Origin of the sequence: Paenibacillus sp. FSL A5-0031 (assembly GCF_001956295.1) — a bacterium.
In the GTDB taxonomy this organism is placed as follows: Bacteria; Bacillota; Bacilli; order Paenibacillales; family Paenibacillaceae; genus Pristimantibacillus.
Genome location: NZ_MRTD01000005.1, coordinates 178,293 through 193,945, shown reverse-complemented (window position 1 = coordinate 193,945; position 15,653 = coordinate 178,293). Strand labels below are relative to the sequence as shown.

At 45.8% G+C, this 15,653-nt stretch carries 13 protein-coding genes and 1 riboswitch; of the genes, 3 read left to right on the top strand and 10 right to left on the bottom strand.

Annotation, left to right across the window (positions count from 1 at the left end):
- Position 1: 1 nt before the first annotated feature.
- A complete protein-coding gene (sdhA, locus tag BK120_RS11220) occupies positions 2 to 1,759 on the bottom strand; it encodes a succinate dehydrogenase flavoprotein subunit (protein WP_076267580.1) in 1,758 nt (585 codons plus the stop codon).
- A 24-nt stretch (positions 1,760 to 1,783) separates the two neighbouring features.
- Positions 1,784 to 2,455 carry a succinate dehydrogenase cytochrome b558 subunit gene (locus BK120_RS11215; RefSeq protein ID WP_076267579.1) on the bottom strand — a complete coding sequence of 224 codons (672 nt, stop codon included), beginning with the start codon at positions 2,453 to 2,455 and terminating at the stop codon, positions 1,784 to 1,786.
- A gap of 304 nt (positions 2,456 to 2,759) precedes the next feature.
- Between BK120_RS11215 and BK120_RS11210 the strand changes: the two genes are divergently transcribed.
- Positions 2,760 to 3,668, top strand: coding sequence for a LysR family transcriptional regulator (locus BK120_RS11210; RefSeq protein WP_076267578.1), 909 nt, complete (start codon positions 2,760 to 2,762; stop codon positions 3,666 to 3,668).
- Between the two features lie 101 nt (positions 3,669 to 3,769).
- Here BK120_RS11210 and BK120_RS11205 read toward each other — a convergent pair whose 3' ends face one another.
- Together BK120_RS11205 and BK120_RS11200 are read right to left on the bottom strand one after the other, a co-directional pair.
- The gene (locus tag BK120_RS11205) at positions 3,770 to 4,432 is read right to left on the bottom strand and encodes a potassium channel family protein (RefSeq protein ID WP_076267751.1); all 663 of its coding nucleotides are present in this window, start codon (positions 4,430 to 4,432) and stop codon (positions 3,770 to 3,772) included.
- 18 nt (positions 4,433 to 4,450) lie between these two features.
- Positions 4,451 to 5,791, bottom strand: a complete 1,341-nt coding sequence (locus BK120_RS11200) for a TrkH family potassium uptake protein (protein WP_076267577.1) — start codon at positions 5,789 to 5,791, stop codon at positions 4,451 to 4,453.
- A gap of 90 nt (positions 5,792 to 5,881) precedes the next feature.
- Positions 5,882 to 6,086: riboswitch (cyclic di-AMP (ydaO/yuaA leader) on the bottom strand.
- 245 nt (positions 6,087 to 6,331) lie between these two features.
- On the opposite strand from BK120_RS11200, the gene BK120_RS11195 reads away from it, so the two are divergent.
- Positions 6,332 to 7,960, top strand: coding sequence for a CPBP family intramembrane glutamic endopeptidase (locus BK120_RS11195; RefSeq protein WP_076267576.1), 1,629 nt, complete (start codon positions 6,332 to 6,334; stop codon positions 7,958 to 7,960).
- Here the strand turns inward: BK120_RS11195 and uvrC are convergent.
- Complete coding sequence (gene uvrC / locus BK120_RS11190) at positions 7,926 to 9,830, bottom strand: excinuclease ABC subunit UvrC (RefSeq protein ID WP_076267575.1); 1,905 nt, start codon at positions 9,828 to 9,830, stop codon at positions 7,926 to 7,928. The genes BK120_RS11195 and uvrC overlap by 35 nt on opposite strands.
- A gap of 208 nt (positions 9,831 to 10,038) precedes the next feature.
- On the opposite strand from uvrC, the gene BK120_RS34880 reads away from it, so the two are divergent.
- Positions 10,039 to 10,185: a YqzM family protein gene (locus BK120_RS34880; RefSeq protein WP_144376731.1), complete on the top strand. Its 147-nt coding sequence runs from the start codon at positions 10,039 to 10,041 to the stop codon at positions 10,183 to 10,185.
- A 77-nt stretch (positions 10,186 to 10,262) separates the two neighbouring features.
- Here BK120_RS34880 and BK120_RS11185 read toward each other — a convergent pair whose 3' ends face one another.
- The 5 genes from BK120_RS11185 to BK120_RS11165 all read right to left on the bottom strand — a co-directional run bounded on the left by BK120_RS11185 (position 10,263) and on the right by BK120_RS11165 (position 15,439).
- Entirely contained in the window at positions 10,263 to 12,197 is a 1,935-nt protein-coding gene (locus tag BK120_RS11185; protein WP_076267574.1) for a dihydroorotate dehydrogenase, read from the bottom strand.
- Between the two features lie 98 nt (positions 12,198 to 12,295).
- A complete protein-coding gene (locus tag BK120_RS11180; RefSeq protein WP_076267573.1) occupies positions 12,296 to 12,538 on the bottom strand; it encodes a YezD family protein in 243 nt (80 codons plus the stop codon).
- A gap of 24 nt (positions 12,539 to 12,562) precedes the next feature.
- The gene (gene cysW / locus BK120_RS11175; protein WP_076267572.1) at positions 12,563 to 13,447 is read right to left on the bottom strand and encodes a sulfate ABC transporter permease subunit CysW; all 885 of its coding nucleotides are present in this window, start codon (positions 13,445 to 13,447) and stop codon (positions 12,563 to 12,565) included.
- 17 nt (positions 13,448 to 13,464) lie between these two features.
- Complete coding sequence (gene cysT, locus BK120_RS11170; RefSeq protein WP_076267571.1) at positions 13,465 to 14,298, bottom strand: sulfate ABC transporter permease subunit CysT; 834 nt, start codon at positions 14,296 to 14,298, stop codon at positions 13,465 to 13,467.
- A gap of 34 nt (positions 14,299 to 14,332) precedes the next feature.
- Positions 14,333 to 15,439 carry a sulfate ABC transporter substrate-binding protein gene (locus BK120_RS11165; RefSeq protein ID WP_076267570.1) on the bottom strand — a complete coding sequence of 369 codons (1,107 nt, stop codon included), beginning with the start codon at positions 15,437 to 15,439 and terminating at the stop codon, positions 14,333 to 14,335.
- Positions 15,440 to 15,653 lie beyond the last annotated feature (214 nt).

Genomic DNA, 15,653 nt, shown 5'->3' with positions numbered 1-15,653 from the left:
ATTATTCTCCTTTCTTCTTGTCGCTCGAGTAATCACGTTTACGCGGCTTGATCAAGCTTACGTCGATATCCTCGTAAGAAATTTGTGGACCTTCCTTCGTCCATTTCGCAATCGTCGATTTCATGAAATGCTCGTCGTCGCGTTCTTGGAAGTCTGGTTTATAATGAGCGCCGCGGCTTTCGTTGCGCAGCAATGCGCCTAGCGTCATCGCTTCAGAAAGCTCAAGCATGTTCCAAAGCTGACGAGTAAAGGCAACGCCTGCATTGTTCCATTGCGCTGTATCGTTAATGTTGATATTCGCATAACGCTGCTTCAGCTCTTTGATCTTGTGGATCGTTTGCTCCAGCTTGTCATTAAAGCGAACTACCGTCATATTGTTCGTCATCCATTCGCCTAGCTCTTTGTGAATGACATATGCATTTTCAGTACCCTTCATATTAACGATGCTGTTGTACTTGTCCGTTTGACGCTTGTTCTCGCGGTCAAATACGGAGGAAGCTACATCTTCAGCTGATTTCTTCAAGCCTTTGATATACTCAACAGCTTTTGGTCCAGCTACCATACCGCCGTAAATAGCGGATAGCAAAGAGTTCGCGCCAAGTCGATTCGCACCATGGTATTGATACTCGCACTCACCGGCTGCAAACAGACCAGGAATGTTTGTCATTTGATTGTAGTCAACCCACATGCCGCCCATGGAATAGTGAACCGCTGGGAAGATTTTCATCGGGATTTTCCGTGGATCGTCGCCCATGAATTTCTCATAGATTTCAATGATACCGCCGAGCTTAACATCAAGCTCCTTCGGATCTTTGTGAGACAAATCAAGATAAACCATGTTTTCTTGGTTGATACCAAGCTTCTGGTCTACGCACACGCTGAAAATTTCACGAGTCGCAATATCACGAGGAACAAGGTTTCCGTAAGCTGGGTATTTTTCTTCTAGGAAGTACCAAGGCTTACCGTCTTTGTACGTCCAAATCCGTCCGCCTTCACCGCGCGCTGATTCCGACATCAAGCGGAGCTTGTCATCGCCTGGAATAGCGGTTGGGTGAATTTGAATGAACTCGCCGTTCGCGTAGTTAACGCCCTGCTGGTAAACTGCGCTGGCAGCTGTGCCGGTGTTGATAACAGAGTTCGTTGTTTTGCCGAAAATAATACCAGGACCGCCTGATGCAAGAATAACTGCATCTGCACGAACCGTGTGAACTTCCATCGAGCGAAGATCCTGTGCCGAAACACCGCGGCAAATGCCGTCATCGTCAACAACAGCGCCAAGGAATTCCCAGTGCTCGAATTTGTTAACTAGTCCAGCTGCTTCCCAGCGGCGAACTTGCTCATCCAGTGCATAAAGCAGCTGTTGACCTGTCGTTGCGCCTGCAAATGCTGTACGGGAATGCTTCGTGCCGCCGAAGCGACGGAAATCCAGCAAGCCTTCAGAGGTACGGCTGAACATAACGCCCATCCGGTCCATCAAGTGAATAATGCCTGGTGCCGCATCACACATCGCTTTAACCGGCGGTTGGTTGGCGAGGAAATCTCCGCCGTATACGGTATCGTCGAAATGCTCCCATGGAGAATCGCCTTCTCCTTTTGTATTAACAGCGCCATTGATGCCGCCCTGTGCACATACTGAGTGGGAACGTTTGACCGGTACTAGTGAAAACAGATCAACGTGAACGCCAGCTTCTGCTGCTTTGATGGTAGCCATCAAGCCTGCAAGACCGCCGCCTACGATGATAATTTTATTTTTAGCCATAACGTTTCGCTCCTTGTCTACAAACTAACCGATATTCGTAAGTGCCAATGCAGCACTTGCAGCTTCTTTGAATTGATCTCCGCTGAATGCGATAAGCGAAAGAATGAACAATGCTGATACGACTACAAAAACGCCCATGCAAATATATGAAGAGATGCGTTGAGCTTTCGGGCCAATCGTAATGCCCCAGCTGATCAGAAACGCCCATAGGCCGTTGCTGAAGTGGAAAACAGCTGCTAATACACCAATTACATAAAGTACGAAGTAAGTAGGGTTGCTCGCAATTTGATTCATCGTTGATCCCAGTTCCTCATGGGTGATGTGGCCGAGATAAACTTGAATCCGAGTTTGATATACGTGCCAGAAAACGAATACAAAAGTAATTACCCCTGTAATCCGTTGTGCGGTAAACGCCCAGTTCCGGCCGTACTTAAAACGCCCCGTATTTGTGTTCGATTGGTAAGCGACATACAAGCCGTAAATACCATGAAACAATAGCGGGAGGTAAATGCCGAAAATCTCGAGCAGCGGCAGCACGGGCATGCTGTTAATGAGAGTTACGCCTTTGTCAAAGCCTTCAGGCCCGCGTTCAAACGCCTGGTAGTTAGTCAGACCATGCACGACGATAAATCCGCCGAGTGGAATGATCCCGAGAAGCGAGTGAAGCTTGCGCGAGAAATACGAATTTCCTTTCATGTCATTCCTTCTCCTTTCAAAACTGTGAGTGCTAGCATGCTTTTTCTTAAAATATAAGAATGTATCGGTTTCCCCTTTATACATTGCTTATATTCCAGCGCAAACGAGGTGCTGTGCAGCCAATGGTTGTCATCAGCAGTTTACGCTTGGCAAATCATTCTACATTGTAACCCCAGCATGTATGTCCGTCAACAAAACTCGACACATATTAGCCACACTTCCCATCCTACTCCTTTTAAGCTTATAATGGAATTGCTTATTTTTTATAATTTCTTATAACAAAATGACATAAGGGGTTTCATTCATGAATGAAGAGATGCATGTCTTCACCGTTATTGTGGAACAGTCCAGTATGAACAAGGCTTCCGCCTTGTTAAACCTGTCTCAGCCTGCACTTTCTCGCAAAATTGCCAAGCTTGAGCAAGACCTGGGCTCTCCTTTGTTTCATCGCATCGGAAAGCGGCTGGAGCTTACTCGAATTGGGCAATTGACCTATGAATATGCTTTGGAGCTTCGCCAGCTTCATCGCAAATATTTGCAAACCGTCTCCGAGTTCACCTCGGCTGGACATACGACCCTGACCATTGGCGCAAGCTTGACGACGCTTCAAACGACTTTGCCCGATCTCATTCAAAGCTTAACTTCTACCCATCCGGAGATCGACATTAAAGCGATTACCGGCAAGACGCATGAAATCGTATCGCTCGTACGAGATCACAAAGCCGATATCGGCATTGTCGCCTCTAGTATTGAGGATTCAACGCTGCGGTGCATTCCGCTGTTTGAAGATCATCTATCGCTCGTGGTGCCTCGCAACCAAGTCATTACCGATAAAGGAACGCTAGGTATACAGGATGTGACCGGCATGCCGATGATCTTGTTCTCCAAAGGCACTTGGTACAGGTTGTTGACCGACGAGCTGTTTGACAAATATCATCTTCAGCCGGATGTGCGAATGGAAATTGATTCGTTTGAAGCTATACTTCGGCTACTGCATACTTGCCGTGCTGCGACGCTCCTGCCTCAATCGTATATGCGCAATCAACTGCTTGAAGACAATGATCTTACCGTCATTCCCATTCGAGAACTTGAGGATACAAAGCGCACCACCTCGCTCATTCATGCGGATTCGGCCGCCCTCAGCCCGTCCGTTCGTCTTTGGATCAATGAGCTTGCAGCAGGCTTCCCCAGCAAAAAGGACAGCAGCTTTTAAAATAGCTGCTGTCCTTCAGCATTTCCAATATTACACTTCCAAATCCATCTCAGCCTAATCTGCTTTTTCTAATAATAAGCCTCCTCCACTACATAAAATAATTAACGGATAACCGATGCTTCAAAGTCTTCTATTTGCTCATTTGTTCCTATAATAACCATGACATCACGAAGTGAAAGGACATCCGTTGCTGTCGGTGCGATGATGATGCCATTTGGCTTATTTATGGCTACAATGCTGCATCCAAATCTAGCTCGCGGATTAAGGTCATGCAATGACTTGCCATCCAAGCATTGCGGTACGGCAAGTTCGGCAATCGTATACTCTTTGGAAAGCTCGATATAATCTAATAGATTTGGGGATACAAGCTGATGCGCAACTCGAATACCCATATCGCGCTCTGGATAGACCACGCGGTCGACACCGATTTTCTCAAGCACCCGGCCATGCAGTTCAGTCAAAGCTTTCGCTACAACTTGCTTCACTTCCAAATCCTTAAGCAGTATGGTTGTCAAAATGCTGGATTGAATGTCATCGCCAATCGCGACAACTCCGCAATCAAAGTTTCTTACACCCAAGGAGCGCAGCGCTTCTTCATCCGTACAATCAGCTGATACAGCATAGGTTAGAATACCGCTCATGTCCTGAACGGCTTCCTCATCCTTATCTATTCCAAGCACCTCATGGCCAAGCTGGACGAGTTCGCGCCCTAAGCTCGAACCAAATCTTCCTAAGCCGATGATGACAAATTGTTTCTTTTTAATTCCCACTTGCAAAGTCTCCTATCCAATCGTAATTTTGCCTTCTGGATGCCGATAAAGCTCTTTCTCTGTACGAGGCCCAAGCGCGTATGCGAGCGTCAGGGGCCCAAGTCTTCCGGCAAACATGGTTAATGCAATGACTATTTTCCCAACAAGACTCAGCTCTGGTGTAACACCAACGGATAATCCTACTGTTCCAAATGCTGATGTCGCTTCAAACAATAGCTTTATAAAAGCTTGATCCTCCGTCATCGACAAGATCATCGTTACAATAATGACAAGCGATAAAGAGATCAAAGTAATCGTGAGTGCTTTAAAAATTCTGTCTTTGCCTAATCTGTAACGGAAAAGAACGATGTCCTCTCGTCCTCTAATCATTGCAAATACAGCGCCGACCAGCGTTGCAAAGGTTGTTGTTTTGATGCCGCCGCCCGTCGAGCCGGGCGAGGCGCCAATAAACATTAATATAATGGTGAAAAACATCGTCGCTTGCCGGATAGCCGTATAATCAAGCGTATTGGCTCCTGCCGTCCGTGGCGTTACCGACTGGAAGAACGAGGACAAAATTTTCCCGCCCCAGTCCAGAGAGCCCAGTGTCTTCGAATTCGAGAATTCAAAAATAAATATGACGAGTGTCCCTACTGCAATAAGTGTTCCTGTCATAGATAGCACGACCTTGCTGTGCAGCGACAGCTTGCGGTTTTTGCGGAACTCCATCAGGTCCGACATAACGACAAAGCCAAGTCCGCCCGAAATGATCAGCATCATAGCTGCAATATTGACGACTGGATCAGAAACGTATAAGGTCAAGCTGCGATAGTTCCCAAAAATATCAAAACCAGCATTGTTAAACAATGAAACCGCATGAAAGGCTCCAAAATAAATCGCTTTGCCCAGCGGCATATCAAATGCAAACCTCGAAGCAAACAACGCAGCGCCAATAAGCTCTATTGTCAATGAATACACAATAACGCGTCTAATCAAACGCACGATGCCTTCCATGCTCGACTGGTTCATGGATTCCTGCAGCAAAAGCCGCTCACGCAGCGAAATCCTCTTGCGAAGTACGAGCGCTACCAGCGTTGCCATCGTCATAAAGCCGAGTCCGCCAAGCTGGAACAAGCACATTAATATGATTTGACCCCATATAGAGAAATAAGTTCCGGTATCAACGACAACTAACCCTGTTACACAGGTTGCCGAAGTTGCAGTAAACAGCGCATCTATAAAAGGCAATCTCTCACCGCTTACCGATGCAAAAGGCATGGATAATAATAAGGCACCCAGCAATATAATAAGAGCGAATCCACTTACCAAAATACGCGGGGGTGACCACTTCAAAACATTCCAATTAACCTTCATTCATTTCCCTTCTTTTTGATTATGTCATATCGTCATTTATTGTTTTTAAGCATAAAAAAAAGCACTGGAAACTCAAGTGCTCGTGCGATGAGTCCTGTTCCAATACGCCTTCGAGGTTAGCTGACGGATTCGGGCCTGGACAGGCAGCCCTATTCAGCGGAAGAAGACGATGCTTCACCGCTAAAATTCACCCCATGCTATCTAATGTTGAACTGCTTTGCTTTCAGCAGGTTCATCCATTTAGACAACTTTATGGTTCCCCCGATTTCCTTAGGAAATTCGGCTATGCTATGCAATTAGTATGACGATAACGATTATAATCCCTAAGCACTCCTGATATAAAGGTGACGTTTATGACAAACAGGACGATATTAGCTCAAATTAGGGCAATGGGACGAACCAGCACATAGCTAGCTTGCTGGACATCGTTATTTCGCATTTTTTTGAAAACAAACGGTCATTTTCATTGGATAATTTAGGGATTCATATGTTAAGGTTATAAAATGAGCTATTTATTATGAAGACAGTTGAGGTGAAACTATGATTGATTCTATTAAACCCAATGAATGGAAACGATTTATATGGGCAGCAGTTGCTTGCTTTATTATTTATGGAGCCGTACAAATCGTTCCAATGATTACAGCTATCTCATCTGGCGAAATGAATACCAAGGTGATTACGAAATCAGCGGCGGAGGATAAGGCGTCTGTATTTGTTGAAAAAGAAACAGACTTGAAGGTGAAATCGGCTAAAGCCGTACATCAAACCGATAAAATTATGAATGGCTACTTATCTAAATATGAGCTAGTCAAAGCATATACGGATAAATATGACCCTAGGTTTCCTACAGATACGTTTCAGGTTGATCTTAAATTCGTAGGCGGCGGCAGCGGATATGTTTATCTGCATATGCATAGCGGGAAAGTCGTAGCTTGGAACTTGAAGCTTGAGGGAGAACAGCTATCAGATGCAGATAAAGCAAAAGAAGCTATTGCCTTCCTAACCGCAGGAAATTTCAGCGGTACTGAATTCATAGGCGGTCAAATATTGCCTAATGGCGATTGGCAGCCCAAGCCTCCTGCAGGTTATTCCATTAAAAATGCTCATCTTAACGTATTGGTTAACGCTCTTGTCGTGAATGACCGTACGATCATTACTAAATATAAACCGATATTCGAGGCACCATCCGATTACATAAACTATGTAGAGAAACAAGATAAGATAGCCGGATACCTTACATCTATCGGTTATTTGTTCATGAGCTTCGTTTTATTCGTCTTAGCTATTATTTACTCCGTTTTGTATCGAAAACATACATCCTTTAAATACGGAATCGTATTAACGATCATTTATTTAATTACTTATACGATCATGAATTTAAACGTTCTGGATGGTATCCGGGCTACGCTCGGCGAGACGGATATGGCAGGCGCTACCGTTTCGATCACTGCCATCGTAAGTGTTCTGCTGGCGATTCCAATGGCAGGTTCCATTTATGTATCCATCGTTGCCGGAGACGGCCTCTGGAAGGCGCAGGGCCGCGTTTTATGGCCGCGCTTTGGTCAGAGAGGGTATGGCGATTATGTTTGGCGCAGCGTGGGCTTGTCCTATTTATTCGCGATCATCTTATTCGCAATTCAATCGGTTATCTTTATCGCCTTGAAGCTGTCCATTGGCACTTGGGAAACATCAGATGCCTCACAATCCCCATACAATATGGGTATTCTTTGGCTAATGCCCGTGCTTGCTTGGGCTGCCGCAATTGGCGAAGAAGCCGTATTCCGCTTCTTCGGTATTGGACTATTTCGCAGGTGGTTTAAAAACACGTTTGCCGCAGCACTGCTGCCTACCTTCTTCTGGGCGCTCGGCCATGTGATGTATCCTTTTTATCCGTCCACAACGAGATTGTTTGAGCTGATGATTATCGGGCTGTTGTTCAGCTTTATTTTCGTCAGATACGGCTTCATTACAGCCATGTTCACCCATGCCATCTTCAACAGCGTTGCAGTTGGCCTATCCTTGCTCACTATTGGAACAGCACCGAACATAATCTCGGCTATTTTCTTCTCCGTGCTGCCGGTACTGATTGCATTTGTTCTAAAATATTTAAGTCGCAAAAAAGAGAAGAAGCCGTCTATGACGACGACTCCTCCCCTAGAGCAGCTATAATTTGCGAAGCTAATTTATCACCAATAGATAGAGGCCGGAAGTCTTCGACTGAGGCCTCTTTTATTTTTTTGATCGAGCCAAAATGCTTGAGCAGCAGCTTGCGCCGTTTCTCGCCAATGCCCGGAATCGAATCAAGCTTCGACTCCACCATGGACTTGGCGCGCTGCTCGCGGTGGAATGTAATCGCAAAGCGATGCACCTCATCTTGAATGCGCTGCAGCAAATAAAACTCCTGGCTGTCCCTTGGCAAAGGAACAATCTCCGCAGGATCTCCAGTCATAAGCTGCGCTGTCTTATGCTTTGCATCCTTCACAAGACCGCAAACTGGGATGTATAACCCAAGCTCATTCTCAAGCACGTCGAGCGCCGCAGATATTTGCCCTTTGCCCCCATCGACTACAATCAGATCCGGCGGAGCTAATTCCTCTTTCACTACACGCTCGTAGCGGCGCCGTATGACCTCGCGCATCGTTTCGTAATCATCTGGACCTTGTACTGTCTTAACCTTGTATTTACGGTACTCCTTGCGGTCTGGCTTGCCGTCCGTAAAGACAACCATAGCCGAAACTGGATTCGTACCTTGAATATTGGAGTTATCAAATGCCTCAATTCGGCGTACTTCATCCAGTCCTAGCCAGCCTGCAAGCGACTCTGACGCTTTGACGCTTCGTTCCTCATCTCGTTCGATGAGCCTGAATTTCTCGTCCAGCATCACCCTTGCATTATCGATAGCCATCGTTACGACCTCGCTCTTGCGTCCGCGCTGCGGCATAAGCACCTTAACCTTCAGCCAGCTGTGCAAGGATGCAATGACATCGTCAGCATGCGTAACGGCTGCCTCATCAACTGCTGCCACACCGCCCGCTGATTCCACCGCTTCCAGCTCAGGCGGTATTGGCAGCAGGATTTGCTTAGGCAATGCCGGATTATCGCTATAATACTGCGTAACGAATGTCATGAAATCATCATACTCTTCCCCGTAATAAGGAAAAGTTGTGCCGTGCCGCTCAATGAGCTTCCCTTGGCGCATGTACAATATTTGAACGCACATCCAGCCCTTATCTACTGCAAAACCAAAAATATCACGGTCAAGCGCATCGGACATCGTAATCTTCTGCTTCTCCATGACCGCATCGATTGCAATCAGCTGATCCCGAAGCTCCTTCGCCCGTTCAAATTCAAGTTTCTCAGCTGCTTCCTCCATCTTGCGCTGCAGCTCATTTTTCACGACATCTTGACCGCCGTTCAAAAACTTTGAAATTTCTTGAATCATCCGATCATATTCGCTCTGCTGCACATCAAATTCACACGGTGCAATACATTGTCCTAGATGATAATACAAGCACACCTTATCAGGAAGTGTCTTGCACTTGCGAAGCGGATATAGCCGGTCCAGAAGCTTCTTTGTCTGCTGAGCGGCATAAGCATTCGGGTAAGGGCCAAAGTACTTGCCCTTGTCTTTAATGATACGTCTTGTGACCTCGAGCTTCGGATGTTTCTCGTTCGTAATTTTGATATAGGGGAACGTTTTATCATCCTTTAACAGGACGTTATATCTTGGATGGTATTGTTTAATTAAGTTGCATTCTAAAATGAGTGCTTCCATATTGCTAGAGGTTACAATGAATTCAAAATCACGAATTTCTGATACGAGCCGCTGCGTCTTGCCGTTGTGGCTGCCGTTAAAATAAGAACGCACGCGATTTTTGAGCACTTTTGCCTTGCCTACATAAATGATGACGCCTTCGCTGTTTTTCATGAGGTAACAGCCTGATTGATCCGGGAGCAGAGCTAGTTTGTTCCGTATCGTCTCTTTTGCCTCTGCAAGCTGCTGCTCTGCCTGCTCCCGATCCGTTTGCTGATGATCCATGCTCTCGCCTCCGACTGCCAAATGATTCTGTTCATATTTTATCATAACTCGGCTATACTTTGTTTTACAATTGTCACCGGTTCTGGCTTTACAACTGTTTATCTGTTTGAGTATACTAATATAAGTTGAATAAACCGATACTACATAAAGACGACCGTAAATTGGTTGTTACTTACGCAATCGGTCTTTTTCAAGGAGGACGTCAACGATGGAAAACGTAAGAGACCCGCGCGAGCATTTTAACGAAGAGCCTCGCCATGACTTGATGGACGTCGTGTTCGGCTTTGGCGGCATGCTCGGTTTAATGACCGTCATTTTCGCTGTTGCTGTAATCGTGAAATTCATCATTTCATAAGAAAAAGGAGCAGCGAGCTGCTCCTTTTTTTTGTTGCCTATCAACGATACGCAGCTGATTAATCAGATATAATTCCGCTATGCTTGTTGCTTTCTCATTAAATAAGGATATAAGAAAATAAGTCCCAGTATATAAAGCAATAACGCAAACAACGCAGGTGAAAGATGCAAAAAATCGATATAACCGATAGATAGATGAACACTTAAGCCCGCATAGAAGCCCGGTGCTCCGCCAAGAAGCAGCGTCCACCATATCCAGCGCGATCCTTGCTGGATTCCCCATAGCGCAATAATAAGAATGGCCAGCGCAGCACAGAACAACGCTCCGCCAAATCCTGCTCTATCATGGGCTATCAACGGGATGAGTTTCAAGTTCGCCGCATTCAGCTCGTTATGCGTCGTATTCAAATAAACCAAATCCGACTGTACGAACACCTCTGTAATCCCAACGCCTGCGATCGTTAAACCGCCTACAGCCAGCGCGAAACCCAAAACGACAAAACAAAATTGTCCATACATCGCCAAACGCCATAATCGATCATTGCGAACATTAACTGGCAAGCGATAGGGCTGATCCGGATTTCTGCGCATGGACAGCAGAAACATCGGGAACAAAACCGCAGCAGCTAGCGCATGCAGCGGGTCGAAATAACCGTAGCCAAGAAATAAGAAAAAGCTTAAAAACCCAACAATACCAGACGTCATCAAAGCCGTTCTAGCCCAGTGCAGACTATGCTTTAATCCATGTCTAGCCAGCTGAACATACAATATGCCGATTGTAATCATCGTTCCGGAAAGCGTAATTCGGTCATGAGACATAAAATGCAGCAGATGATGGTTGATTTGCTTCAGCTCGTCCAACGTCATGTCTATAAAATTCAAGTCATAGGATAGCAGCACCGTAGTCGCAGCAATAATCCATGACAATATCCCGCCAATAATCATGCCGATTCCAAGCAGGAGCATCCAGCCCCAATGCTTCCAGAATGATGGAGTCACTTGCGCAGGAAGATTTCGCACCTGCTCATAAATGACAGCTTCATTAATCCGTTTTGGCAGACCTGGCCCTGCATAAATCAGTCCGCTGTGAAGTAGAACGGCGTTAGCGCCTGCTTTCAGCAAATCTAACGCATCCTGCGGCTCATGCACGCCCCCGCCCGCTTTGATTAGCAAGTGGGAACAGCATTCCTTTCGCAGCAGCTTTATTTTTGCCAACGTAAGTGCCTTAGCCTCTTTACCCACGCTTGCGGCATAGCCCTCGTTGTTAACTTCGCAAATTGCTTCTCCAATGACCACGCCTCTCCAAACTCCCTCTGCTGCGTGGATCAGGGAGATTAAGCTGTCATTAGAAAAGTCAGGCGGAACATAAATAAACAAAGGTTTATTAGCATGCGGTTGTGCGGAAGCGTATCCGGCTATTCCTTTCAAAATAGTGAGGGCTTCTTCGAGGCTCCTTGAAGAATGCAGGACATCAACATAAAAACCAGCCGCACCCGCTGCATTTAACTGTACCATCATGCTTTTAAGTTCGATTAGAGCCTGCTCGCAAGAAGCATGCGGCATTGGAGCAATTCTCGCCAGCTGCGGCAACGAATGTCCGGGCTTTCCCATACGCTCAGCATACTGCTCTACACCGTCGTTTTCATAATAATCTGGATATCGAATGGTTTCATTTAGGATGTCATTCGTTATAGGCTTATCACTCTTAATTTGCTTGACGGTGATTGGACCATACTCGATAAAACCAATTCCAAACTGAGCAAGCGCTTTATGCGCCACTCCTTGCGGATCTAGACCGCCTGACAATCCCACGCTTGTAGTTAAGGCAATGCCTGCTAGCTTCTGCTCCAAGTGAGGTGATGGCTCCATATGCCCAAGTGTACGAATGACAAAAGTACCGCCCGGGATGCTGCTCAGCGTTCCCATTGCTTTTAGAGTCAGTGTTCTGCTGAGCCTAGAAGGAAGCCTGAATAAAAGTGGTCGAAACAAGGACTGATAGGACCAATCCGGCATTAATATTCTCCTTATGGATACTTTTCTTCCAGTATACAACAAACCCAATGCCTGCGCGGCATTGGGTTTGTTGTATATTTATCGAATCTATTAGGGAGCTACTGCACAATTCTAAGCGCTTCGCCCGTTGATGAATTGTCCCGCTGCTTCGATTGCTGTGAAGATTCGGACGGAACCTGCTGCTTCTGAGAGGGACCATCATAACGTGTTCTTTCCGTCCGGTCGATCTGTACAATTCTTCCATCATGAACAGTGATCGTTACATGCCCATAATTAAGACCCGTTACTTGTTCAGAAATACGCTCCAGCCATTGCGCATCTAACTCTAGCGGTTTTGCCATTTCAAACCCCTCCATTATTGTCATTTATTCAGCTTTCTCCGCCGGCTTCTGCGTGCCAGACTTCCATTCTACAATGCTCTTCACGATCATCGTTACGACCGCCAGCATGACGAGCAAAGAAGCAACAGCGAATGAGGCCGAAAATTGATATTCGTTGTACAAAATCTCAATGTGCAGCGGCAGCGTATTCGTTTCTCCGCGGATATGGCCGGATACGACAGATACAGCGCCGAACTCGCCCATTGCTCGTGCATTACATAAAATAACGCCATACAATAATCCCCACTTGATGTTTGGCAAAGTAACCTTCCAAAAGATCTGCCAGCCTTTAGCGCCTAAGCTTGCAGCTGCTTCCTCCTCTTGAACACCCTGCGCCTGCATCAATGGAATAAGCTCGCGAGCAACAAAGGGGACCGTAACAAACACGGTTGCAAGCACGATTCCCGGAACTGCAAATATAATTTGGATGCCACGCTCATCTAGCCAAGGACCCAAAAAGCCCTGTGCGCCAAATAACAGCACATAGATCAATCCAGAAATGACTGGCGACACAGCAAACGGCAAATCGATTAACGTAATTAAAATATTTTTACCGCGAAAGCGAAATTTACTGATCGCCCAGGCCGCAGCAATACCAAATACCGTATTCACAGGAACTGCGATTAATGCAACGATAAGCGTGAGTTTAAGCGCTGACAAAGCATCCGGCTCCGTAATCGAATCAATGTATACGCCTACACCTTTTTTTAATGCTTCAACAAATACCGATGCCAGCGGCAGCAGGACAACTAATCCAAGAAACAGCATCGCAATGATAATAAGCAGCCATTTGACGGGACCTGACTCTGTAATATGCCTCGGACGTTTGGAAGCTTCTGCATTCGTGTGTACTGTAATTGCTCCAGCCATTTGTATGAGCTCCCTTCTTAGTCTGATACTGTGCGGCGATTCATTCGCCACTGCAGTAAATTAATGACTAGCAGCATCAGGAAGGATACAACGAGCATTACGAGTGCAATGGCAGTAGCGCCAGCGTAATCATATTGCTCCAGCTTCGTCATGATGAGCAGTGGAGTTATTTCTGTTTTCAGCGGCATATTGCCCGATATGAACACGACAGAGCCATATTCTCCGATACCTCTTGCAAAAGCTAGAGCAAAACCAGTTAATAGTGCTGGCAACAGCTCAGGCAAGATGACCTTCCAAAAGGTTCTTAAACGATAGGCTCCGAGCATAACTGCCGCTTCTTCCGTTTCTTTCTCCATATCCTGCAGCACCGGCTGTACCGTACGAACAACAAACGGAAGTCCAATAAATATTAGTGCGATGGTAATACCGAGCGGGGAGTAAGCAACCTTGACGCCGAGCGGTTCGAGCAATGAGCCAATCCAACCATTCGGTGCATAGATCGCAGTTAAAGCAATGCCAGCCACTGCAGTTGGCAGTGCAAATGGCAGATCCACTAAACTGTCGACGATTTTTTTGCCTGGAAACTGATAACGAACGAGCACCCAAGCGATTAATAGGCCAAATACCGCATTAACAAGTCCGGCAAAAAATGCGGTTAGAAAGCTGACTCGATAAGATGCAACGACGCGAGCATTCGTAACCGTGCTCCAGAATTCAGACCAGCTGAGCTCTGCCGTTTTGAAAAAAACGGCAGTCAGCGGAATTAATACAATAATGCTGAGGTAAAACAATGTGAATCCAAGCGACAAACCAAAACCCGGCAGTACGTTACGGGGCTTGGAACCTTTCATGTGAAGTCAGCTCCAATCTTGTTTATGCTTTGCATTATGAGCCTGGTGTGTAAATTTTGTCGAAAATGCCGCCGTCTGCAAAGTGTTTGGTTTGCGCTTCTTTCCAGCCGCCAAAATCTTTATCAATCGTGAGCAATTCTAGAGTTTTGAATTGATCTGCATATTTTGCAGCAACTGTCTCCGAAATTGGACGGTAATAGTTTTTAGCTGCAATTTCTTGGCCTTCTTCTGTGTAAAGGTATTTCAAGTAAGCTTCCGCTACTTCACGAGTTCCGCGCTCGTCTACCACTTTATCAACTACAGCAACTGGAGGTTCAGCAAGAATACTTAAAGAAGGATATACGATTTCGAATTTGTCTGGACCAAGCTCATTGATCGATAGGAAAGCCTCATTCTCCCAAGCAAGCAGTACATCGCCAATGCCGCGTTCCACAAACGTTGTTGTTGATCCGCGTGCACCGGAATCCAGTACAGGTACATGCTTAAATAATTGTGTAACAAACTCCTGTGCTTTCGCTTCGTCATTTCCATTTTGCTTAAGTGCATAACCCCATGCAGCAAGATAGTTCCAGCGAGCTCCGCCAGATGTTTTAGGATTTGGAGTAATAACTTCAACTTTGTCCTTGATTAGATCGTTCCAATCCTTAATGCCTTTTGGATTTCCTTTACGAACTAGAAATACGATTGTTGATGTATAAGGAGCGCTGTTGTGCTCAAACTTTGATTGCCAATCCGCATTAATTAGCCCTGGCTCAACGATTGCATCGATGTCATAACCAAGTGCAAGCGTTACAACATCCGCCTTCAGGCCATCAATAACTGCGCGGCCTTGTTTACCAGACCCGCCATGCGATTGTTTAATCGTCACGTCTTGACCTGTTTCCGCTTTCCAATGTTTCGAGAATGCCGCGTTAAATGCTACATAAAGCTCACGAGTAGGATCGTAGGATACATTCAAAAGCTCAACTGGCGGTTTTGGTTTATCCGTAGGTGCGTCTGTTGCAGCTGTATTAGTTGCCTCGTTAGTAGGCTTATTCGTTTCTTTGTTTGTTTTGTTGTTGCCGCCTTGACCGCAAGCAGCAAGTACAAGCACTAATGCCAATAGAATAACAACGGAACGAACATGAGTAATTTTCTTCATCTTTCCATACACCCCTTTTTTAAATTAACAGGCTTTCAGAAACATTTATGAAGTTTACTTCCTGTGAGGATGTTTCTCCTGGATAGGTGTTTGCTCCGGTTCGTCCGGTCGGAAAACATTATTCCTACCTGCTTAGTTGGTTATGGAAGAATCTTACCAGCGAGCCCCACTTTCTGTCAATACTTAATTTCAAATAATTGATAAGTCCTATAAG